This window comes from Streptomyces sp. 2323.1 (assembly GCF_900221035.1).
GTDB lineage: Bacteria > Actinomycetota > Actinomycetes > Streptomycetales > Streptomycetaceae > Streptomyces > Streptomyces sioyaensis.
In genome coordinates, this window is the sequence record NZ_LT907981.1 from 4,411,979 (window position 1) to 4,433,611 (window position 21,633).

23 protein-coding genes are annotated in these 21,633 nt (G+C 69.9%); 19 read left to right on the forward strand and 4 right to left on the reverse strand.

The genetic code is table 11. From position 1 onward, the window contains the following. Positions 1-162: 162 nt before the first annotated feature. Positions 163-300, reverse strand: coding sequence for a hypothetical protein (locus CPH93_RS35835; protein WP_154073971.1), 138 nt, complete (start codon positions 298-300; stop codon positions 163-165). 157 nt (positions 301-457) lie between these two features. Here CPH93_RS35835 and CPH93_RS18885 point away from each other — a divergent pair, with 157 nt between their 5' ends. Then, the gene (locus CPH93_RS18885) at positions 458-811 is read left to right on the forward strand and encodes a hypothetical protein (RefSeq protein ID WP_096213522.1); all 354 of its coding nucleotides are present in this window, start codon (positions 458-460) and stop codon (positions 809-811) included. Positions 812-1,123: 312 nt separating this feature from the next. On the opposite strand, the gene CPH93_RS18890 is transcribed toward CPH93_RS18885, so the two are convergent. Then, entirely contained in the window at positions 1,124-1,327 is a 204-nt protein-coding gene (locus CPH93_RS18890; protein WP_003984261.1) for a cold-shock protein, read from the reverse strand. Between the two features lie 249 nt (positions 1,328-1,576). On the opposite strand from CPH93_RS18890, the gene CPH93_RS18895 reads away from it, so the two are divergent. The 7 genes from CPH93_RS18895 to CPH93_RS18925 all read left to right on the forward strand — a co-directional run bounded on the left by CPH93_RS18895 (position 1,577) and on the right by CPH93_RS18925 (position 7,808). After that, positions 1,577-2,476: a menaquinone biosynthetic enzyme MqnA/MqnD family protein gene (locus CPH93_RS18895; protein WP_096213523.1), complete on the forward strand. Its 900-nt coding sequence runs from the start codon at positions 1,577-1,579 to the stop codon at positions 2,474-2,476. Between the two features lie 39 nt (positions 2,477-2,515). Further along, a complete protein-coding gene (locus CPH93_RS37285) occupies positions 2,516-3,013 on the forward strand; it encodes a hypothetical protein (RefSeq protein ID WP_331716929.1) in 498 nt (165 codons plus the stop codon). A 148-nt stretch (positions 3,014-3,161) separates the two neighbouring features. Next, positions 3,162-4,361 carry a cyclic dehypoxanthinyl futalosine synthase gene (gene mqnC, locus CPH93_RS18905; RefSeq protein WP_096213524.1) on the forward strand — a complete coding sequence of 400 codons (1,200 nt, stop codon included), beginning with the start codon at positions 3,162-3,164 and terminating at the stop codon, positions 4,359-4,361. A 7-nt stretch (positions 4,362-4,368) separates the two neighbouring features. Next, positions 4,369-4,920, forward strand: coding sequence for an imidazolonepropionase-like domain-containing protein (locus CPH93_RS18910; RefSeq protein ID WP_096213525.1), 552 nt, complete (start codon positions 4,369-4,371; stop codon positions 4,918-4,920). Between the two features lie 93 nt (positions 4,921-5,013). Next, positions 5,014-5,715 carry a demethylmenaquinone methyltransferase gene (locus tag CPH93_RS18915; RefSeq protein ID WP_093488821.1) on the forward strand — a complete coding sequence of 234 codons (702 nt, stop codon included), beginning with the start codon at positions 5,014-5,016 and terminating at the stop codon, positions 5,713-5,715. Positions 5,716-5,837: 122 nt separating this feature from the next. Then, on the forward strand, positions 5,838-7,202 hold the full coding sequence (locus CPH93_RS18920) for a geranylgeranyl reductase family protein (protein ID WP_107452763.1): 1,365 nt from the start codon (positions 5,838-5,840) through the stop codon (positions 7,200-7,202). A gap of 150 nt (positions 7,203-7,352) precedes the next feature. Beyond that, entirely contained in the window at positions 7,353-7,808 is a 456-nt protein-coding gene (locus CPH93_RS18925) for a carboxymuconolactone decarboxylase family protein (RefSeq protein ID WP_093483858.1), read from the forward strand. A 117-nt stretch (positions 7,809-7,925) separates the two neighbouring features. On the opposite strand, the gene CPH93_RS18930 is transcribed toward CPH93_RS18925, so the two are convergent. Beyond that, on the reverse strand, positions 7,926-8,783 hold the full coding sequence (locus CPH93_RS18930; RefSeq protein ID WP_096213526.1) for an ATP nucleotide 3'-pyrophosphokinase: 858 nt from the start codon (positions 8,781-8,783) through the stop codon (positions 7,926-7,928). Positions 8,784-9,118: 335 nt separating this feature from the next. Beyond that, complete coding sequence (locus tag CPH93_RS18935; protein WP_093483856.1) at positions 9,119-9,913, reverse strand: C40 family peptidase; 795 nt, start codon at positions 9,911-9,913, stop codon at positions 9,119-9,121. A gap of 725 nt (positions 9,914-10,638) precedes the next feature. On the opposite strand from CPH93_RS18935, the gene CPH93_RS18940 reads away from it, so the two are divergent. The 11 genes from CPH93_RS18940 to nuoK are packed head-to-tail and all read left to right on the forward strand — an operon-like array spanning position 10,639 to position 21,620. Then, a complete protein-coding gene (locus tag CPH93_RS18940; RefSeq protein ID WP_006604811.1) occupies positions 10,639-10,998 on the forward strand; it encodes an NADH-quinone oxidoreductase subunit A in 360 nt (119 codons plus the stop codon). Between the two features lie 9 nt (positions 10,999-11,007). After that, the gene (locus CPH93_RS18945; protein ID WP_093483855.1) at positions 11,008-11,562 is read left to right on the forward strand and encodes a NuoB/complex I 20 kDa subunit family protein; all 555 of its coding nucleotides are present in this window, start codon (positions 11,008-11,010) and stop codon (positions 11,560-11,562) included. Further along, complete coding sequence (locus CPH93_RS18950) at positions 11,559-12,323, forward strand: NADH-quinone oxidoreductase subunit C (RefSeq protein WP_093483854.1); 765 nt, start codon at positions 11,559-11,561, stop codon at positions 12,321-12,323. Before CPH93_RS18945 ends, CPH93_RS18950 begins: the two co-directional genes overlap by 4 nt. Beyond that, entirely contained in the window at positions 12,323-13,699 is a 1,377-nt protein-coding gene (locus tag CPH93_RS18955) for an NADH-quinone oxidoreductase subunit D (RefSeq protein ID WP_093483853.1), read from the forward strand. The genes CPH93_RS18950 and CPH93_RS18955 overlap by 1 nt, the downstream gene beginning before the upstream one ends. A gap of 35 nt (positions 13,700-13,734) precedes the next feature. Further along, positions 13,735-14,580 carry an NADH-quinone oxidoreductase subunit NuoE gene (nuoE, locus tag CPH93_RS18960; protein WP_096213527.1) on the forward strand — a complete coding sequence of 282 codons (846 nt, stop codon included), beginning with the start codon at positions 13,735-13,737 and terminating at the stop codon, positions 14,578-14,580. Next, entirely contained in the window at positions 14,580-15,962 is a 1,383-nt protein-coding gene (gene nuoF, locus CPH93_RS18965; protein ID WP_093483852.1) for an NADH-quinone oxidoreductase subunit NuoF, read from the forward strand. The genes nuoE and nuoF overlap by 1 nt, the downstream gene beginning before the upstream one ends. Continuing rightward, a complete protein-coding gene (locus CPH93_RS18970; protein WP_096213528.1) occupies positions 15,959-18,490 on the forward strand; it encodes an NADH-quinone oxidoreductase subunit G in 2,532 nt (843 codons plus the stop codon). Before nuoF ends, CPH93_RS18970 begins: the two co-directional genes overlap by 4 nt. Beyond that, positions 18,487-19,878 carry an NADH-quinone oxidoreductase subunit NuoH gene (nuoH, locus tag CPH93_RS18975; RefSeq protein ID WP_096213529.1) on the forward strand — a complete coding sequence of 464 codons (1,392 nt, stop codon included), beginning with the start codon at positions 18,487-18,489 and terminating at the stop codon, positions 19,876-19,878. Before CPH93_RS18970 ends, nuoH begins: the two co-directional genes overlap by 4 nt. Beyond that, positions 19,853-20,455 (forward strand): NADH-quinone oxidoreductase subunit NuoI, encoded by a 603-nt coding sequence (nuoI, locus tag CPH93_RS18980; protein ID WP_040898976.1) that lies wholly within the window; start codon positions 19,853-19,855, stop codon positions 20,453-20,455. The genes nuoH and nuoI overlap by 26 nt, the downstream gene beginning before the upstream one ends. After that, positions 20,452-21,324 (forward strand): NADH-quinone oxidoreductase subunit J, encoded by an 873-nt coding sequence (locus CPH93_RS18985; protein WP_096213530.1) that lies wholly within the window; start codon positions 20,452-20,454, stop codon positions 21,322-21,324. The genes nuoI and CPH93_RS18985 overlap by 4 nt, the downstream gene beginning before the upstream one ends. Next, entirely contained in the window at positions 21,321-21,620 is a 300-nt protein-coding gene (gene nuoK / locus CPH93_RS18990; RefSeq protein ID WP_006604821.1) for an NADH-quinone oxidoreductase subunit NuoK, read from the forward strand. The genes CPH93_RS18985 and nuoK overlap by 4 nt, the downstream gene beginning before the upstream one ends. Positions 21,621-21,633 lie beyond the last annotated feature (13 nt).

Genomic DNA, 21,633 nt, shown 5'->3' on the forward strand with positions numbered 1-21,633 from the left:
CAACGGCGCGGGGGACCCCCATCGCTCCGCGTCGACTCCCTCCTCCGCCTTGCGATCGCGCTCGGCATCCGGTGGCTCTTGTGGAGCCGAGACGGAGAGAGCGCAGCGAACGAAGTGCACCAGACCCCGCTCCCTGATCCGCCCTGATCCAAACGACACGCCCTAAGCCAGGACGGTGCCGGTGCCGCCGCAACCGGAGCACTGCGTCGTGACCTTGTCGCCGGCCGGCGTCTCCCAGTCCACGGTGCCTCTGCCACCACAGTCGGGACAGGTCTTCTGCGGGGGCAAGTGCTCGCTCATTCTGCCCACGGTATGCCGCGCCATGTTCCGATGTGACCACTTTCGGTGATCACTTCGTCATCTGCCGCAACTTCTTTGTACCGGTGGGCACTTACGCCAAAATGTGCCGCCGGGTCCGCCCGCTCGCCGGGGCAGGCCGGGTGCGCTGCCCGCTGCCATGGACGCGGCTCCGCGAGCATTCGCGCCGGCCCCGAGGGCCCGTGACCGCTGGTGGTGGTGCCCGCCGCTCATCGCCGTATCCATCATCGGGACGCTCTGGATTCCCGCCTTTCTGCTCTACGGATTCGCGACGATGGCCACGGATTCCTGCGGGCCCGACAACTGCCCCGCCGGCGTCACCGTCCCCTTGGAAAGCGCGCCCTTCCTGTACCTGGCCGGTGCGGCACTGGCCCTGCTCTCGTTCGCCTTCCCCTGGGGACTGCGCTGGCGTACACCGCGCATCGTTCTCGCTGTCGCCGCCACCGCGCTCGCCACCTCGACGGTTCCCTTGTTGCTCACGGTTTTCTGCTGAGCGACCGCTGTACTTGCCCCGCCCGGGCGCGTCGAGATCCGGTTTCTTTGCGACCAAACGAGGGAGATGACTGCTGCCGGGGGAGTAGCGAGCAGGGCGCGCATTGCCGGAGAATTTTCCGCATTGCTGCGCCTGATGGGTGTGTCATGCGCCGGACGAGAAAAATTCATGCGGTGGCCATTCAGGCCAGTCATCGGCAGGAAACCGGTCGTCGGCGGGAAAAGGCAGGAGCCCCGCTCGCCACCGAAATGGCGGAGCAGGGCTCCTTGGGTACTGCTGGAAACGACCTGGAAAGATTCCGGGCCAGGCAACTTAGACCGGCGTGACGTTCTCCGCCTGCGGACCCTTCGGGCCCTGCGTGACGTCGAAGTTCACCTGCTGGTTCTCCTCCAGGGAGCGGAAACCAGAGGCGTTGATCGCCGAGTAGTGGACGAAGACATCCGGGCCGCCGCCGTCCTGGGCGATGAAGCCGAAGCCCTTTTCAGCGTTGAACCACTTGACGGTTCCGGTAGCCATAAGCCCTCCTTGGGCCAAAGGGTTGCCCTGCTCCAGAACCTGCAAAGAAGTCTGAAACTACAAGAGCCTGCGGGGTCACATGCTCCGCAGGCTCTGTACTGCAAGGGAAACCAAACTGCAACTTGCGCTGAGCTTAGCATGGTGCGCTCGCGAGGCGGAAGAGCCAAAGATCACGTTTAACCGACCGCACTAACGTCCATACGCCGACCCGCCGCGCTGCCCCTAGCGGGACAGGTCTAGCCTCCGCATGTGGACAATTCAACCTTCGGAGACGCACCCGCGGGAGCCGACGCCGGCCGCCGTCGCAGCCGGCCGCGAGTGGGCCACATCCAGTTCCTGAACTGCATGCCCCTTTACTGGGGCCTCGCCCGTACGGGCACCCTGCTCGATCTGGACCTCACCAAGGACACGCCGGAGAAGCTCAGCGAGCAGCTGGTCCGCGGGGAGCTCGACATCGCGCCGATCACCCTCGTGGAATTCCTGCGGGCCGCCGACGACCTCGTGGCCTTTCCCGACCTCGCCGTCGGCTGCGACGGCCCGGTGATGTCCTGCGTGATCGTTTCGCAGAAGCCGCTGGAGCAGCTGGACGGTGCCCGGGTCGCCCTCGGCTCGACCTCCAGGACGTCCGTACGGCTGGCCCAGCTGCTGCTGGCCGAGAAGATCGGGGTGCGGCCCGACTACTACACCTGCCCGCCGGACCTCGGCGTGATGATGCAGGAGGCGGACGCGGCGGTGCTGATCGGTGACGCCGCACTGCGCGCCAATCTGCACGACGGGCCCCGGCTGGGCCTGGAGGTGCACGACCTGGGCCAGATGTGGAAGGAGTGGACGGGCCTGCCGTTCGTCTTTGCCGTCTGGGCGGCCCGTCGCGAGTACCTGGAGCGCGAGCCGGTCGTCGTGCAGAAGGTGCACGAGGCGTTTCTGGCCTCGCGTGATCTGTCGCTGGAGGAGGTCGGCAAGGTCGCCGAGCAGGCGGCCCGCTGGGAGACCTTCGACGAGCCGGTCCTGGAGCGCTACTTCACCACGCTCGACTTCCGTTTCGGGCCCGCACAGCTGGAGGGGGTCACGGAATTCGCCCGGCGGGTCGGGCCGACGACCGGGTTCCCGGCCGATGTGAAGGTGGACCTGTTGGGGTCGGCGGCCGGGTAGCCGGTTGGCAGAGGGGGCGGGCCGGTTGCCTGGTGGCGTGTGGGGGAGGGGAGCGGCGGCGCGGCGGGCCTGGTGCGCGCGGGGCGGCTGCCCGGTGCGCTGGTCGAGCGGGCCAGCCGGCAGGCGGTGGAGCTGTTGAACCTCGACGCGAGGGAGGAGCTGGCGGCCGGCACCCCGGAGCGGGCGGGGCACGGCCCGGCGGGTGCGGTGCCCGGCGGCGCGTTCGGGCCCCGGATCCCTCGTACGGGGCGGTGTCCGGCCCCTCGTACGGGCGTCATCAAAAACGGCGGCAAGGGTGCGTACGTCATCCACACCACCTATGACGCGGTGCTGGTGAAGTGCCGGGCCAAGGCACGGCTGGAGTCGGCCACCGGGAAGCGGCTGGTGCTCATGGAGCGTCCGGACGGACAGCAGGGGCCCGGCTGTACGGGCAACCAGTCCCGGGTGACGTACACGCTGGGCCCGGGCGGCACGCTCGCCTTCGCCTCGGACGACGACGCGGGCGGCACGCCGCGGGCGACGCTGACGAAGCGGTGACGAAGCGCCGAGAGCGGCGACGCGCACGGGCGTACGAGGCGTTGACCAGGCGCTGGTGCCCGGCGCCGGCTGACCGGCGGCGAGGCTGTCGGACCCCTGACGTACGCTGGTTCAGTTCGTGATGCCCGCCTGTGAAAGGGACGCCCCGGTGACCGAGAACGCCGACCTCCAGTCCGTGCTCGACCGCGCCGCGCAGGGCGGCCGGATCACACCGCAGGAAGCGCTCGACCTGTACCGCTCCGCCCCGTTGCACGCGCTGGGCCAGGCCGCCGACGCCGTGCGCCGCCGCCGTTACGCGGGCACCGAGCACATCGCGACGTACATCATCGAGCGCAACATCAACTACACCAATGTGTGTGTGACGGCGTGCAAGTTCTGCGCCTTCTACGCCGCACCCAAGGACACCGCCAAGGGCTGGACCCGCGATCTCGACGACATCCTGCGCCGCTGCGCGGAGACCGTCGAACTGGGCGGCACCCAGATCATGTTCCAGGGCGGGCACCACCCGGACTACGGCGTCGAGTACTACGAGGAACACTTCTCGGCGATCAAGAAGGCCTTCCCGGAGCTGGTCATCCACTCCCTCGGCGCCTCCGAGGTCGAGCACATGGCCCGGATCTCCAAGGTGTCGGTCGAGGAAGCGATCCAGCGCATTCACGCCGCCGGGCTCGACTCCTTCGCGGGCGCCGGCGCCGAGCTGCTGCCGGCCCGTCCCCGTAAGGCCATCGCGCCGCTGAAGGAGTCCGGCGAGCGCTGGCTGGAGATCATGGAGGCGGCCCACAACCTGGGTGTCGAGTCGACCTCGACGATGCTCATGGGCACCGGTGAGACCAACGCCGAGCGGATCGAGCATCTGCGGATGATCCGCGACGTCCAGGACCGTACGGGCGGCTTCCGCGCCTTCATCCCGTACACCTACCAGCCGGAGAACAACCATCTGAAGGGCCAGACGCAGGCCACCCTCTTCGAGTACCTGCGCATGATCGCCCTCGCCCGGCTGTTCTTCGACAACGTCGCGCACATCCAGGGCTCGTGGCTGACCACCGGCAAGGAGATCGGCCAGCTGTCGCTGCACTACGGTGCGGACGACCTCGGCTCCATCATGCTGGAGGAGAACGTGGTCTCCTCGGCCGGCGCCAAGCACCGCTCCAACCGCATGGAGATCATCGACCTGATCCGCAAGGCGGGCCGGGTCCCGGCGCAGCGCGCGACGACGTACGAGCACCTTCTCGTGCACGACGACCCGGCCAACGACCCGGTCGACGACAAGGTCGTCTCGCATCTGTCCTCGACGGCGATCGAGGGCGGCACGGCTCATCCGGAGCTGAAGCTCGTCGAGGCCAACTGACCCCGCGATGCTGACACTTCACCGCGTGCGCGGTGTCCGGCTCGTCCCCGACGGGGAGCCGGCCGCCGGCCACGCGGTCCTCGTCGACGGCGGCCGGATCGCCGCCATCGGGCCGTACGAGGAGCTGCTGGCGGCCCATGGAGACCAGGCGCGGGTCCGGGAGTGGGACGGCGTGCTGACCCCCGGCCGTGCCGAACCGGACGGTGCCGCGCTGCTGGAGGCCGTCTACCACCCGGACCCGCGCGAGGCCGGGGAGCTCGGCAGCGAGCCGATCGGGGGCGACGCGCTCGCCGCGCTCGACATGACCGAGGCGCGCTGGGGCGCCAGCGCGCGCCGGGGCCTGCAGCGTCTGCTGGCCCTCGGGACGACGGCGCTGACCGGGCCGTTCACCCGGCCCGCGGTCCGTACGGCCGTCCAGCGGTCCGGGCTCGCGGAGGTGCCCGGCGGCCGCCCGCGTGCGCTGACCGTCGGCGGCGGGGCCGACTTCGCGGTCTTCGCCGAGGACGGCAGCTGTCTGGTCACGGTGCTGGCCGGCCGACTCGTCCATCGCCGGCGCTGAAGCGGAGCGCCCCGTGCCGCTCGCCGGCACCGGATCCGGCGCCCGGCCGTGCCCGGTGCGGGCCCGGGACCGGCCACGGTGGACAATGGCCGGGTGACCCGAGCATCCCTGGACAAGCAGCCGCACGAAGTCGCCGCGATGTTCGACGACGTGGCGGCACGGTACGACCTCACCAACGATGTCCTCTCCCTGGGGCAGGCGCGGCTGTGGCGCAAGGAGGTGGAGCGTGCGGTCGCCGCCCGCCCCGCCGAGCGGGTGCTCGACCTCGCGGCCGGTACGGGCACCTCCTCGCTGCCGTTCGCCGGGGCCGGTGCGTACGTCGTGCCCTGCGACTTCTCCGTCGGCATGCTGGGCGAGGGCAAGAAGCGCCACCCGTGGCTGCCGTTCACGGCCGGGGACGGCACCCGGCTGCCGTTCGCGGACGGGGTGTTCGACGCCGTCACCATCTCCTTCGGGCTGCGCAACATCCAGGACACCGATGCCGCGCTGGCGGAGCTCCACCGGGTCACCAAGCCCGGCGGACGCCTGGTGATCTGCGAGTTCAGCGAGCCGACCTGGGCGCCGTTCCGGACCGTCTACACCGAGTACCTGATGCGTGCGCTGCCGCCGGTCGCCCGTGCGGTCAGCAGCAATCCGGACGCCTACGTCTACCTCGCCGAGTCCATCCGCACCTGGCCGAACCAGCCCGAACTCGCCGCGCGGCTCCAGGGCGTGGGCTGGACCGAGGTGGCCTGGCGCAATCTGACCGGCGGCGTCGTGGCACTGCACCGGGGGCGCAAGCCGGCCGGGAGCTGACGGCAGCAAGCAGCGGGCAGCGGGCGGTTCGCGGGCGGTGCGGGCCCGGCCCCGCACACGGAGGTCACGGCACAACCCTTCAGGTTCCGCTCACCACGGCCCCCATAGACTGCCCGTGCCCGGTGCCGGTCGGCACCCAGAAATCCAGATATCGACTTCCGGGAGACAGCACCGTGACCGAGTCCGCGTCCGTGACCGATTCCGTGACCACAGCCCGCTCGGAGCACAGCGCGGACGTGATCGTCGTCGGTGCCGGGCCCGCCGGCTCGGCGACCGCCTATCACCTCGCCAAGTCCGGTCTGGACGTGCTCCTGCTGGAGAAGACCGCGTTCCCGCGCGAGAAGGTCTGCGGTGACGGGCTGACCCCGCGCGCCACCAAGCAGCTGGTCGCGATGGGCATCGACATCTCCGAGGAAGCGGGCTGGCTGCGCAACAAGGGCCTGCGGATCATCGGCGGCGGCTCCCGGCTCCAGCTCGACTGGCCGGAGCTGGCCTCGTACCCGGACTACGGACTGGTCCGCAAGCGCGACGACTTCGATGAGCAGCTGGCCCGGCAGGCGCAGAAGGCCGGCGCGCGGCTGTACGAGCGCTGCAACGTCGGCGCGCCGATCGTCCACGAGCTGACCGGCCACATCACCGGCGTCCACGCCAAGCTGGGCGAGGAGAAGACCCCGGTCACCTTCCATGCCCCGCTCGTCGTCGCCGCCGACGGCAACTCCACCCGGCTCTCGCTGGCCATGGGGCTGCACCGGCGCGAGGACCGCCCCATGGGCGTGGCCGTGCGGACGTACTTCACCTCGCCCCGGCACGACGACGACTACCTGGAATCCTGGCTGGAGCTGTGGGACCGCCGCGGCGCCCAGGACCGGCTGCTGCCCGGCTACGGCTGGATCTTCGGCATGGGCGACGGGACGAGCAACGTCGGCCTCGGCATCCTCAACTCCAGCTCCGCCTTCCGGGAGCTGGACTGGCGCGAGATCCTCAAGGCCTGGTGCGCGTCCATGCCGGAGGACTGGGGGTACACGCCGGAGAACATGACCGGCCCGATCCGCGGCGCCGCGCTCCCCATGGCCTTCAACCGGCAGCCGCACTACACCAAGGGCCTGCTGCTGGTCGGTGACGCGGGCGGGCTGGTCAACCCGTTCAACGGCGAGGGCATCGCCTACGCCATGGAGTCCGGCGCGATCGCGGCCGAGGTCATCGTGCAGGCGCACGCCCGCGCCACGTACGCGCAGCGCGAGCTGGCCCTGCAGCGCTACCCGAAGATCCTCAAGGACACCTACGGCGGCTACTACTCCCTCGGCCGCGCCTTTGTGAAGCTCATCGGCAACCCCAAGGTCATGAAGGTCGCCACCCAGCGCGGTCTGACCCACCCGCTGCTGATGCGCTTCACCCTCAAGATGCTCGCCAACCTCACCGACCCCACGGGCGGTGACGCGATGGACCGCATCATCAACGGTCTGAGCAAGGTCGCACCGAAGGCGTGACGTACGGGCCGGCAGCGTGCGGAGGCACGGTGCCGGCCCGCTGATCAGGCGGCGGCGGTCCCGGGGAAGATTTTCCGGGCCGCCGCCGTCACATTCTCCGGCCGGGATCCGTCAGTGCGACAACGACGGAATCTTTGGAGGAGAACAGTGATGAACGCACGGATGAAGAACCCCGCAGTGGTCCTCCCCGAGGCCATGCAGCCCTTGCTGGACGTGGTCAAGGCGACGCGGCAGGGCGGGGTGCCGGAGGCGACGCTGGAGCTGGTGCATCTGCGCGCCAGCCAGATCAACGGCTGCAGCTTCTGCGTCGACGGGGGCGTCAAGAGCGCCCGGAAGAACGGCGTGAGCGACGAGCGGCTGTTCGCGGTGGCGGCCTGGCGGGAGGCGCCGTACTTCTCGGACGCCGAGCGCGCGGCCCTGGCGCTCACCGAGGCGGCCACCCGGCTCGCCGACAGCGCCGACCCGGTGCCGGACGCCGTCTGGGACGACGCCGCCGACCACTTCGACGAGCGGCAGCTGGCGGCGATCATCCTGACGATCGGGGTCACCAACCTCTTCAACCGGCTCAACGCGACCACCAAGCAGCCGGCGGGCGCGGGCTGGTGACCTGCCGGCCGGCCGCGGCCCGTACGTGCCCCGGCCGGCCGCGGCGGCTATGTGCCGCGGCCGGCAACGGCGCCACCTGCGGGTGAGCGCCGGTGGCGCCGTGCGGGACCGGTCCGGTCAGCCGACGGGGACGTGGGCCGGAACCGGGAGGCGGCGTGCCGGGTCCGGGGCCGGCCGGTGGCGGGACGGGTCGGCCACCCGGTGGGCCGGGGCGGTCAGCCGCTCGGCGCCCGCCGGGACCGGCACCGCCGCGAAGATCGCGTTCTGCTGCTGCTGGAGCTCGCGCACCCGCGCGGGCGGGGTGCCCGGCAGCCGCTGCTCCTCGTACAGCTTGTGCGTCTGCAGCTGGGCCGCCTTGCTCTGGGGCGTGTGGAACTGCACCTCGAAGAGCTGGCCGGAGCGGGGCGCGCGCCAGGCGGAGTTGATCGCCTTGTAGCCGGTGGTCCGGTTCCAGGTGTTGGCCCAGCGGGTGGAGTCGTTGCCCCAGGCGGACAGCAGGCCGGCCGCGGTGTGCACGCCCTGGCTGTATTTGCCGGCCGGCCACTGGAGGGTGTAGCGGACCGCGTCATTGATCATGCCGAGCGAGGTGTCGACCGACTGCCCCGGCGTCTCGTGCATCCAGGTGGCGACCTTGCGCTTGAGCGAGTCCGGCGACTTCAGCCGCTGGTCGAAGCCGATCAGTTCGGCATGGCTGATCCGGGCGACCGCGCGGACCTGGGGGCTGATGGAGCGCTCGGCCCGCCGGGCGCGGGCCACGAAGGCGTCCACCTTCCGGTTGTCGGCGGCCTTCAGCCGCAGTCCGTCCTGGTGCCAGCCGCCGTGCGGGTCGGTGCCCGGGGTCCGTACGGCGTGCGGCGCGGCGGCCGGTGCGGCCGCGGTCGCGGTGGGGACGGCGCCCAGGCCGAGGGCGGTGGCCAGTGCGGCAGCCGTCGCGGCCCGGGTGACGGTCCGGCGGGCGATGCGGGAGATGTTCATCGGAGCGCGCGTGTCCTCTCTCTACGGATGCCGCACGACGCCCTTGGGGGGACATGTGCGGCAAATGGCGAGAGGTGCAACGCTCCGCACCGTTCATCGGTCGCTCCTACGGGCGGACTTCGACCCGTACGTGGCGCGATCGTGGCGCTGCGCGGCGCGAATGGGCCCGCCGGACGGCATGGCCGACCCGTCAGGCGCCGGGCACGCGCAGGCCGCCGACGAGCCCGACGGGCACGCGCAAGCCGCCGACGAGCCCGCTGGAGGCATGCCGAAGGACCGTCCCTCCCGAGCGGCGAGAGAGACGGCCCTTGTGCGGCACCGGGTGCGCGGCGGTCCTAGAGGACGCGCACCGCGCCGGTCGGCATGTCGTAGCTGAGCGGGCGCTCGACGATGCCGGTGCTGGGGTTCTGGGCACCGATGAACTTGCCGTCACCGATGTAGACACCGACGTGGTAGGCGCTGCCCGCGCTGCCCCAGTACAGGATGTCACCGACCTGGAGGTTGTCCAGGCCGACCTGGGTGCCGGCGGTGGACTGGTCCTGCGAGACCCGCGGCAGGTCGATACCGACCTGCTTGAACGCGGCCTGGGTCAGGCCGGAGCAGTCGTACGCCGAGGAGCCGGTGGCGCCGAGCACGTACGCCTTGCCGAGCTGCGCCTTCAGGAAGGAGACGAGGGTGGCGGAGGTGCCGGTGCCGGTGGACGGTGCGGACAGGGTCGTCCGCTCGGAGGAGCGCGACGCACGGGCCTGCGCGGCCTCCTTGGCCTTGCGGGCTTCCTCGGCCTTCTTCTTGGCCTCGGCCTTGGCCTTCTTCACGGCCTCGGCCTTGTGCTTCTCCGCGGACTTGGCGGCCTTGGAGAAGGCGCTGTCCTGGAGTGCCTGACGCTCGTAGTTGAACGCGACCTGCTCAGCGGTGTCGGCGCTCTTCGCGGCGCTGGTGGCCAGCGCCGTCGTGATCGTCGGCATCTCCTGGGTTTCGGAGACGGGCTTTTCCGCGGCGTTCGCCGGCACGGTGGCGCCGGTCACCGCGAGGGTGAGGAAGCCACCGGTCACTCCTGCACGCAGCGCCCGCGAGGACGCGGAAGGACGGCGGGGCTTCCGGTGGCTGGGTATGAGTGCGTTCGGGGACATGGCAACTACGGCTATCAGGAGCCGCAGGTTGCTGCCAACAAAGGTGCAGTGCGCCACACCTGGCATGTACGCGACGAACAAAGGGGACTTTTTGTCCGCCCGTCGAGCCCGCGACGGGATGTCCGGATTTGGCGATCATGCTCCTACGCATGGCATTTGCTGCTCGATGCGGGTCCGGCGGGCGCCTACCACTTCCGCATCCGCCACGCCAAGGCTTCCCGGGCGTCAAGGACTTAGCCCGTGAAATAGCGTGGGATAGGTCACTCTTGAGTGTCCGTTATGTTCCCGTGATCTGGCATCGGCTGCCGCTCGTGAACCGAAGCACGTACCGATGATCACGGCCGGGTCACGAGCGGATCACGTCTACGGGCCGACCTCCACTAGCAGTTGACCGCGTCCAGCGCCAATTTGCCCGTAGCGGCTCCCACTTGATATTGACAACCCCGCCCTGACCAGCGGTAACCCAGGTGAATGTCACCTCTCGTGATCACTCGCGCGCTTCGCGTATGAAGATCACCGCTCATCCGACTTCATGATCCTTCGCTGGGTGGTGGAGATCACAAAGGCGTAGGTCATCCCCGTGTCGCAGATCACAGACCGACGGGCATAAGATGCAGGCGGCTCGGGCTTGTGAACTGCCTCACATGTGCACGATCTCCACGGGGCGATCAGAGGGCCCGAGCGGACCGCCATCCAGTCATCGTCGACTGAAGGGAGCGAGGACGGTGAACGCTTACGCGCCCATCCTCGTACTGGGAGCCCTCGGGGCAGGCTTTGCGATCTTCTCCGTCGTGATGGCCACCCTCGTCGGGCCCAGGCGTTACAACCGGGCCAAGCTCGAGGCGTACGAATGCGGGATCGAGCCGACGCCACATCCGTCCGGTGGTGGCCGCTTCCCGATCAAGTACTACCTGACGGCGATGCTCTTCATCGTCTTCGACATCGAGATCGTCTTCCTCTATCCCTGGGCCGTCACCTTCGACGCCCTGGGGCTTTTCGGGCTCGTCGAGATGCTCCTCTTCGCGCTCACCGTCTTCGTCGCCTACGCCTATGTCTGGCGTCGTGGCGGCCTGGAATGGGACTAGGGGGCACACATGGGACTGGAAGAGAAGCTGCCCAGCGGCTTTTTGCTGACCACTGTCGAGCAGGCCGCGGGCTGGGTGCGCAAATCCTCGGTCTTCCCCGCGACCTTCGGGCTGGCCTGCTGCGCCATCGAGATGATGACGACCGGCGCCGGGCGCTATGACCTGGCCCGCTTCGGCATGGAGGTCTTCCGCGGCTCACCGCGGCAGGCGGACCTGATGATCGTGGCCGGCCGGGTGAGCCAGAAGATGGCGCCCGTGCTGCGGCAGGTCTACGACCAGATGCCGGAGCCGAAGTGGGTGATCTCCATGGGGGTTTGCGCCTCATCGGGCGGCATGTTCAACAACTACGCGATCGTGCAGGGCGTCGACCACATCGTGCCCGTCGACATCTATCTCCCGGGCTGCCCGCCGCGTCCCGAGATGCTGATGGACGCCATTCTCAAGCTGCACCAGAAGATCCAGAACACCAAGCTCGGGGTCAATCGGGAGCAGGCCGCCCGTGAGGCGGAGGAAGCGGCGCTCAAGGCGCTCCCGCTGATCGAGATGAAGGGGCTGCTGCGGTGAGTGAGCAGAAGAACCCCGAGGGTTCCGGCGAGCCGGCCGGCCAGGAAGAGGCCGTACCCGCGCAGCGCGAGGACACCGGCGAGGTGATCGGCACCCGCCGCGGGATGTTCGGCGCCAACAACGGCGGCGACACCACCGGCTACGGCGGCCTCGTCCGGACCGTCCGGCTGCCCGGCGCGAGCAGCCGGCCGTACGGCGGACCGGACGGGTCGGAAGGCTACGGGGAATTCGACGAGATCGCCGACGAGCTGGAGGGCGCCCTCGACGAAGCGGGCCTGGTCCCCGAGAACGTCATCGAGAAGACCGTCGTCGACCGCGCGGAGCTGACCTTCCACATCGAGCGCGGCGCGCTGCCGGCGGTCGCCAGGATCCTGCGCGACGACCCGGCGCTCCGCTTCGAGCTGTGTACGGGCGTGAGCGGAGTGCACTTCCCCGGCGACGCGGGCCGCGAGCTGCACGCCGTCTACCACCTGCGCTCGATCACCCACAACCGGCTCGTCCGGCTGGAGGTCTCCGCCCCGGACGCCGACCGGCACATCCCCTCGCTCGTCGATGTCTATCCGACCAACGACTGGCACGAGCGCGAGACCTACGACTTCTTCGGGATCGTCTTCGACGGCCACCCGGCGCTGACCCGGATCATGATGCCGGACGACTGGCAGGGCTTCCCGCAGCGCAAGGACTACCCGCTCGGAGGGATTCCCGTCGAGTACAAGGGCGCCCAGATTCCGGCTCCCGACCAGCGGAGGTCGTACAGCTGATGACTACTGCACCGCACTCGCACTCCTCGAACGGCCACCGCACGGCGAGCGACTTCGACACCCAGCAGTCCCTCGCCCGGGAGACCACCGAGGGGACCGTCTACAACGTCTCCGGTGGGGACTGGGACGAGATCGCGGCCGCCGCCGTGAAGTCCGACGACGAGCGGATCATCGTCAACATGGGGCCACAGCACCCCTCCACCCACGGCGTGCTCCGGCTGATCCTGGAGATCGACGGCGAGACCGTCACCGAGGCCCGCTGCGGCATCGGCTATCTGCACACCGGCATCGAGAAGAACCTCGAATTCCGGACCTGGACGCAGGGCACCACCTTCGTCACGAGGATGGATTACCTCACCCCCTTCTTCAACGAGACGGCCTACTGCCTGGCCGTGGAGAAGCTGCTCGGTATCACCGGCGACATCCCCGACCGCGCCACGGTGATCCGGGTGCTGCTGATGGAGCTCAACCGGCTCTCCTCCCACCTGGTGTGCATCGCCACCGGCGGTATGGAGCTGGGCGCCACCACGATCATGATCTACGGCTTCCGCGACCGTGAGCTCATCCTCGACATCTACGAGCTGATCACCGGCCTGCGGATGAACCACGCCTACATCCGCCCCGGCGGCCTCGCCCAGGACCTGCCCCCCGGTGCGGTCGACCAGGTGCGGGAGTTCGTCAAGAAGATGCGGAAGAACCTCGGCGAATACGACAAGCTCGCCACCGGCAACCCCGTCTTCAAGGGCCGGATGGAAGGCATCGGCTATCTCGACCTGGCCGGCTGCATGGCCACCGGCGCCACCGGTCCCATCGTCCGCGCCGCCGGACTCCCGCACGATCTGCGCAAGTCGCAGCCGTACTGCGGCTACGAGGACTACGACTTCGAGGTGCCGACCGCCGACACCTGCGACGCCTACGGCCGGTTCCTGATCCGGCTGGAAGAGATGCGTCAGTCGCTGCGGATCGTCGAGCAGTGCCTGGACCGGCTGGCGCCCGGCCCGGTGATGGTCGCCGACAAGAAGATCGCCTGGCCCGCCCAGCTGGCCCTCGGCCCGGACGGCCTCGGCAACTCCCTCGACCACATCAAGAAGATCATGGGCACCTCGATGGAGGCCCTGATCCACCACTTCAAGCTGGTCACCGAGGGCTTCCGGGTCCCGCCGGGACAGGCCTACGCGGCCGTCGAGTCACCCAAGGGCGAGCTGGGCGTGCATGCGGTCAGCGACGGCGGCACCCGCCCCTACCGGGTGCACTTCCGGGACCCGTCTTTCACCAATCTTCAGGCCATGGCGGCGATGTGCGAGGGCGGCCAGGTCGCCGACGTCATCGTCGCCGTCGCGTCCATCGACCCCGTGATGGGAGGCGTCGACCGGTGAACGCCATTGAGGCAAACCACGACGTGCAGCTGGGAATGCCCGCGCTCCCCGCCCCCGACTACCCGGCGGACGTCCGGGCCCGGCTCGAAGCGGACGCCAAGGAGGTGATCGCCCGCTACCCCGGCGCGCGTTCGGCGCTGCTGCCGCTGCTGCACCTCGTCCAGGCCGAGGAAGGGCATGTCACCCGGACCGGCATCCGCTTCTGTGCCGAGCTGCTCGACCTGACCACCGCCGAGGTCACCGCGGTCTCGACCTTCTACTCCATGTACCGCCGCAAGGCGAGCGGTGACTACCAGGTCGGCGTCTGCACCAACACCCTGTGCGCGGTGATGGGCGGTGACGCCATCTTCGAGGACCTCAAGGAGCACCTCGGCGTCGGCAACGGCGAGACCACCGAGGACGGAGCGGTCACCCTCGAACACATCGAGTGCAACGCGGCCTGCGACTTCGCCCCGGTCGTGATGGTCAATTGGGAGTTCTTCGACAACCAGACCCCGCAGTCCGCCCGTGAGCTGGTCGACGACCTGCGGGCCGGCCGGGCCGTCGAGCCCACCCGCGGCGCACCGCTGTGCACCTTCCGGCAGACGGCCCGGATGCTCGCGGGATTCCCCGACGAGCGCCCCGGCGCCGTCCAGGCCACCGGCAGTGCCGGGCCCGCCTCCCTGATCGGGCTGCGGCTGGCCAAGGGGGAGGTCGCCCCCGGACGCGTCGATCACGTCGTCGCGCCCCGTACGGCGCAGGCCCCCGCCGAGGAACCGCCCTCCGGCCAGGCCGACGCCCAGGCGCCCCCGGGCCACCCCAGTTCGCACGACGCACCGCACGAGACCTCGGCCTCCGACGACGACCACCCGGCCGGGCCCGCAGCAGAGGAGGGGGAGTGATGACAGTGGCAGCCGAGCACGGGGGCGCCTCCCGGCCCGAGGCCGGCGGCGAGGCCAGCCCCGAGAAGCTCCTCGCACCGGTCCTGTCCGCCTTCTGGGACCAGCCCGAATCCTGGACGCTGGAGACCTACCGGCGGCACGAGGGCTACGAGGGCCTGCGCAAGGCGCTCGCGATGCCCCCGGACGACGTCATCGCCTACGTCAAGGACTCCGGGCTGCGCGGCCGCGGCGGCGCCGGCTTCCCCACCGGGATGAAGTGGCAGTTCATCCCGCAGGGCGACGGCAAACCGCACTACCTCGTGGTCAACGCCGATGAGTCGGAGCCCGGGACCTGCAAGGACATCCCGCTGCTCTTCGCCAACCCGCACTCCCTCATCGAGGGCATCGTGATCGCCTGCCATGCGATCCGGTCGCACCACGCCTTCATCTATCTGCGCGGGGAGGTCGTGCCCGTCCTGCGCCGGCTGCACGAAGCCGTGCGCGAGGCCTACGCGGCGGGCTTCCTCGGGAAGAACATCCTTGGCTCGGGACTCGACCTGGATGTGATCGTGCACGCGGGCGCCGGCGCGTACATCTGCGGTGAGGAAACCGCGCTGCTGGACTCCCTGGAGGGCCGTCGCGGACAGCCCCGGCTGCGTCCCCCCTTCCCGGCGGTGGCGGGCCTGTACGCCTGCCCCACTGTGGTGAACAACGTCGAGTCCATCGCGTCGGTTCCCGCCATCATGAACCGGGGCAAGGACTGGTTCCGGTCGATGGGCAGCGAGAAGTCCCCGGGCTTCACGCTCTACTCGCTCAGCGGCCATGTCGCCCGCCCCGGCCAGTACGAGGCCCCGCTGGGCATCACGCTGCGCCAGCTGCTGGACATGAGCGGCGGGATGCGCCGCGGCCACCGCCTGAAGTTCTGGACTCCCGGCGGCTCCTCGACACCGATGTTCACCGACGAGCACCTCGATGTCCCCCTCGATTACGAGGGCGTCGGCGCGGCCGGCTCGATGCTCGGCACCAAGGCGCTCCAGTGCTTCGACGAGACCACCTGCGTCGTACGGGCGGTCACCCGCTGGACCGAGTTCTATGCGCACGAGTCCTGCGGCAAGTGCACGCCCTGTCGTGAAGGCACGTACTGGCTGGTGCAGTTGCTGCGCGACATCGAGGCCGGCAAGGGGGAGCTGGGCGACCTCGACAAGATCGACGACATCGCCGACAACATCAACGGCAAGTCCTTCTGCGCGCTCGGCGACGGCGCCGCCTCGCCGATCTTCTCCTCGCTGAAGTACTTCCGCGAGGAGTACGAGCAGCACATCACCGGCAAGGGCTGCCCGTTCGACCCCGCCAAGTCGACCCTCTGGGGCGACAACGACGCTCACCTGGGGGTGAATGCATGACCGTCACCACACCGGGGTCCAACAGCGGCTCCGCCACAGGCCCCTCGGGAGGCGGCGAGGCGGCGATCCCGCCGGAGGACCTCGTCACCCTGACGATCGACGGCATCGAGATCTCCGTCCCCAAGGGGACGCTGGTCATCCGCGCCGCCGAACTCCTCGGCATCGAGATCCCGCGCTTCTGCGACCACCCGCTGCTGGACCCGGCGGGCGCCTGCCGGCAGTGCATCGTCGAGGTCGAGGGCCAGCGCAAGCCGATGGCCTCGTGCACCATCACCTGCACCGACGGCATGGTCGTCAAGTCGCAGTTGACCTCCCCGGTGGCCGAGAAGGCCCAGCGCGGCGTGATGGAGCTGCTGCTGATCAACCACCCGCTGGACTGCCCGGTCTGCGACAAGGGCGGCGAGTGCCCGCTGCAGAACCAGGCGATGCAGGTCGGCGACCCGGAGTCGCGCTTCGAGGGCAAGAAGCGCACCTTCGAAAAGCCGGTGCCGATCTCGACGCAGGTGCTGCTGGACCGCGAGCGGTGCGTGCTGTGTGCGCGCTGCACCCGCTTCAGCAACCAGATCGCCGGCGACCCGATGATCGAGCTGCTCGAACGCGGCGCCCTCCAGCAGGTCGGCACGGGGGAGGGCGACCCCTTCGAGTCGTACTTCTCCGGCAACACCATCCAGATCTGCCCGGTCGGCGCGCTCACCTCCGCCGCGTACCGCTTCCGCTCCCGCCCCTTCGACCTGGTCTCCTCGCCGTCGGTGTGCGAGCACTGCGCGGGCGGCTGCGCGACGCGTACGGACCACCGGCGCGGCAAGGTCATGCGGCGGCTGGCGGCCAACGACCCCGAGGTCAACGAGGAGTGGATCTGCGACAAGGGGCGGTTCGCGTTCCGGTACGCCCAGCAGCGCGACCGGCTGGAGCACCCCCTGGTGCGCAACCAGGAGACCGGTGAACTTGAGCCGGCGAGCTGGCCGGCGGCACTTCAGGCGGCGGCCCGCGGGCTGGCCGCGGCCAAGGGGCGGGCCGGCGTGCTGACCGGCGGCCGGCTGACCGTCGAGGACGCCTACGCCTACGCCAAGTTCGCCCGGATCGCGCTGGACACCCACGACATCGACTTCCGGGCCCGGGTGCACAGCGCCGAGGAGGCGGACTTCCTGGCGGCCCGGGTCGCCGGCCGGGGGCGGGACCTGGACGGCAGTGGCGTCACGTACACCGCGCTGGAGAAGGCGCCGGCCGTCCTGCTGGCCGGAATCGAGGCCGAGGAGGAGGCCCCCGGTGTCTTCCTGCGGCTGCGCAAGGCGCACCGCAAGAGCGGACAGCGCACGTTCGGGCTGGCAAGTTACGCCTCGCGCGGCCTGATCAAGGCCGGCGGCACGCTGCTGCCGGCCGCGCCCGGCACCGAGACCGAATGGCTGGACGCGCTGGCGGGCGGGGTCGGCCTGGACGGCGAGGGGCAGGCGGCGGCCGAGGCGCTGCGCGCCGACGGCGCGTTGATCGTCGTCGGTGAGCGGCTGGCGTCGGCGCCCGGCGCACTGACCGCCGCGGTCCGCGCCGCCACCGCCACCGGCGCCCAGCTGGTGTGGATCCCGCGCCGGGCGGGGGAACGCGGCGCCGTCGAGGCCGGTGCGCTGCCCGGTCTGCTGCCCGGCGGCCGGCCGGCCACCGACCCGCGGGCCCGCGACGAGGTCGCCGCCGCCTGGGGCGTGGCCGCGCTGCCGCACCGGCACGGCCGGGACACCGGCCAGATCATCGAGGCCGCGGCGACCGGCGAGCTCGGCGCGCTGCTGGTCGGCGGCGTCGAGGTGGCGGACCTGCCGGATCCGGCCCGGGCGCTGACCGCTTTGGACGAGGTCGGCTTCCTGGTCAGCCTGGAGCTGCGGCCCTCGCAGGTCACCGAGCGGGCGGATGTGGTCCTTCCGGTGGCGGCCGTCGTGGAGAAGTCCGGCACGTTCCTCAACTGGGAGGGCCGGGCGCGGCTGTTCGAGGCGGCGCTCAAGCCGGACCAGATGACCCGCCGGCATCTGCAGCCCGACTCCCGGGTGCTGCACATGCTCGCCGATGCCCTCGACGTCCATCTGGGCCTGCCGGACGTCCGTGCCGTACGGCGCGAACTGGACCGGCTCGGCGGCTGGGACGGTCCGTACGCCGGTGAGCCCACGGAGGCGGGGCGGGCGCTGCCCCGGCCCGACAGCGGCGAGGCCGTCCTCGCCGGCCACCGGCTCCTGCTGGACCAGGGGCTGCTCCAGGAAGGCGACGAGGCGCTGGCCGGTACCCGGCACGCCGCGCTCGCCCGGCTGTCGCAGACCACCGCGCAGGAGACCGGGGTCAAGGACGGCGACCTGCTGGCGGTGACCGGACCGGCCGGCTCGGTGCACCTGCCGCTCAAGGTCACGCCGATGCCCGACCGGGTGGTGTGGCTGCCGCTGAACTCCATGGGCGGTGGCGTCGCCGCCGACACCGGGGCGCACCCCGGTGACCTGGTGAAGATCTCCGCCGCCCCGGGCCTGCCGGAGCCGGCCGAGGAGGTGGACGGATGATCCAGCAGCTCGATCAACTCGCCGCCGGCAGCCCGCTGGCCCGGGAAGACCTGTCGCTGTTCGGCCACGACCCGTGGTGGCTCGTGGTCATCAAGGCGGTCTTCTGCTTCGCGTTCCTGATGCTGACGGTGCTGTTCTCGATCGTCTGGGAACGCAAGGTCGTCGCCTGGATGCAGCTGCGCATCGGCCCCAACCGGCACGGTCCGTGGGGCATGCTCCAGTCCCTCGCCGACGGCATCAAGCTGATGCTGAAGGAGGACCTGGTCGTCAAGCGGGCCGACAAGGTGGTCTATCTCCTCGCGCCCGTGGTGGCGGCCATCCCGGCCTTCATGGCGATCGCGGTGATCCCCTTCGGCCCCGCGGGCAACGAGGTCTCGATCCTCGGGGTCCGCACCCCGATGCAGCTGACGGACCTGCCGATCGGCATCCTCTACATCCTGGCCACGGCCTCGATCGGCATCTACGGCATCGTGCTGGCCGGCTGGTCCTCCGGTTCGACCTATCCGCTGCTGGGCGGGCTGCGCTCGTGCGCGCAGATGATCTCGTACGAGATCGCTATGGGGATGTCGTTCGCGGCGGTGTTCCTCTACTCCGGGTCGATGTCGACGTCGACCATCGTGGAGTCGCAGCAGAACCGGTGGTTCGTCCTGCTGCTGCCGGTGTCCTTCATCATCTACATCGTCGCGATGGTGGGCGAGACGAACCGTGCGCCGTTCGACATGCCGGAGTCCGAGGGCGACCTCGTCGGCGGCTTCAACACCGAGTACTCGTCGATCAAGTTCGCGATGTTCATGCTCGCCGAGTACGTCAACATGGTCACCGTCTCGGCGGTCGCGATCACCCTCTTCCTGGGCGGCTGGCGGGCACCATGGCCCATCTCCACGTTCTGGGAAGGCGCCAACCACGGCTGGTGGCCGCTGCTCTGGTTCACCCTCAAGGTGCAGCTGCTGCTGTTCTTCTTCATCTGGCTGCGCGGCACCCTTCCCCGCGTGCGCTACGACCAGTTCATGAAGCTGGGCTGGAAGGTCCTCATCCCGGTCTCGCTGGTCTGGCTGATGCTGGTCGCCACCGTCCGGGCGCTGAAGAACGAGGGCTACAACTTCTCCCAGATCGTGCTGTACGTCGCCGGCGGTGCCGTCCTGCTGTTGCTGATCTCCCTGCTCGTGGACTTCTTCCGGCGCGGTGAAGCGGCGGAGGAGACCGACGGCGACGGGGCCTTCGACCCGATGGCCGGCGGTTTCCCGGTGCCGCCGCTGCCCGGACAGAGCCTGCCGCCGGTGCCCCGCCGACGACCGCGCGGGGGCGACCGAGAGTTGATTGTCAGTGGTCGGGTGGACACTGTCAGTGACGAAAATGCCCACGATGGAAAGGGGGGCGACGGTGCCTGAGTTCCAGAACCCCGTGGCCGGCTTCGGCGTGACCTTCAAGGCCATGTTCAAGAAGCGGCTGACCGAGCAGTACCCGGAGGAGAAGAAGCCGACGGCGCCGCGCTTCCACGGCCGCCACCAGCTCAACCGCCATCCGGACGGGCTGGAGAAGTGCATCGGCTGCGAGCTGTGCGCCTGGGCCTGCCCGGCGGACGCGATCTACGTCGAGGGCGCGGACAACACCGACGAGGAGCGCTACTCCCCGGGCGAGCGCTACGGCCGCGTCTACCAGATCAACTATCTGCGCTGCATCCTGTGCGGCCTGTGCGTGGAGGCCTGTCCGACCCGCGCACTGACCATGACCAATGAGTACGAACTCGCCGACCGGTCCCGCGAATCGCTCATCTACACCAAGGAGGAGCTGCTCGCGGGCCTGGAGGACAGGATGGTCGACACCCCGCATGCGATCTACCCCGGCATGACGGAGAAGGACTACTACCAGGGCCTGGTGAGCGAGGCCGCACCGGGGACCGTCCGTCAGGTCGCGGTCTCCAAGGGCGAGAAGCCGGAGTCCGAGGGCAAGGGGGCGACGGCATGACCGGTCTGGCCGCCGCGGCCTCCCTGACCTCCACCGGCGAGGCCGTGCAGTTCTGGATCCTGGGCATCGTCGCCGTCGGCGGCGCGCTGGGCACGATCCTGATGAAGCGGGCCGTGCACAGCGCTCTTTCGCTCGCCGGGACCATGATCGTCCTGGCGGTCTTCTATCTCGTCAACGGTGCGTACTTCCTCGGTGTCGTCCAGATCGTCGTCTACACGGGCGCGATCATGATGCTGTTCCTCTTCGTCGTCATGCTCGTCGGCGTCACGGCCGCGGACTCCCTCAAGGAGACGCTCAAGGGCCAGCGCTGGCTCGCCGCCGGGATGGGCCTCGGCTTCGGCATCCTCTTGATCGCCGGTATCGGCAACGCCTCGCTGCGGGAGTTCAACGGCCTGGGCGAGGCCAACGCCGGCGGCAATGTGCAGGGCCTGGCCGCGCTCATCTTCACCAAGTACGTCTTCGCCTTCGAAATCACCGGCGCCCTGCTGATCACGGCGGCCGTCGGCGCGATGGTGCTCACCCACCGGGAGCGCACGGAGCGCGCCAAGACCCAGCGTGAGCAGTCCGAGGCGCGGGTCCGCGAGGGCAAGCAGGTGCCGCCGCTGCCCGCCCCGGGTGTCTACGCCCGGCACAACGCCGTCGACATCCCGGGCCTGTTGCCGGACGGCACCCCGTCCGAGCTGAGCGTCAGTCCGACGCTGCGCGAGCGGGGCCAGGTCCGCGATGTCTCCGGTGAGTCGCTCGCCGAGCTCAAGGCGCTGGAGCAGCGCTCCGAGGACTGGCTGGGCCGGAGCGCCGAGGACGAGTCCGGGCCCCCGCCGTCCGGTGGCCCGGGATCGAAGGAGCACAAGGAGGGGGCCAAGAAATGAACCCGGTCAACTACCTCTATCTCGCCGCCCTGTTGTTCACCATCGGCGCGGCCGGGGTGCTGATCAGGCGGAACGCCATCGTGGTGTTCATGTGCATCGAGCTGATGCTCAACGCCTGCAATCTCGCCTTCGTCACCTTCTCGCGGATGCACGGGAATCTGGACGGCCAGATCATCGCCTTCTTCACCATGGTCGTCGCGGCGGCCGAGGTCGTGGTCGGCCTGGCCATCATCGTGTCGATCTTCCGCACCCGTCATACGGCCTCGGTCGACGACGCCAGCCTGATGAAGCTGTAAGGGGTCGCACAAA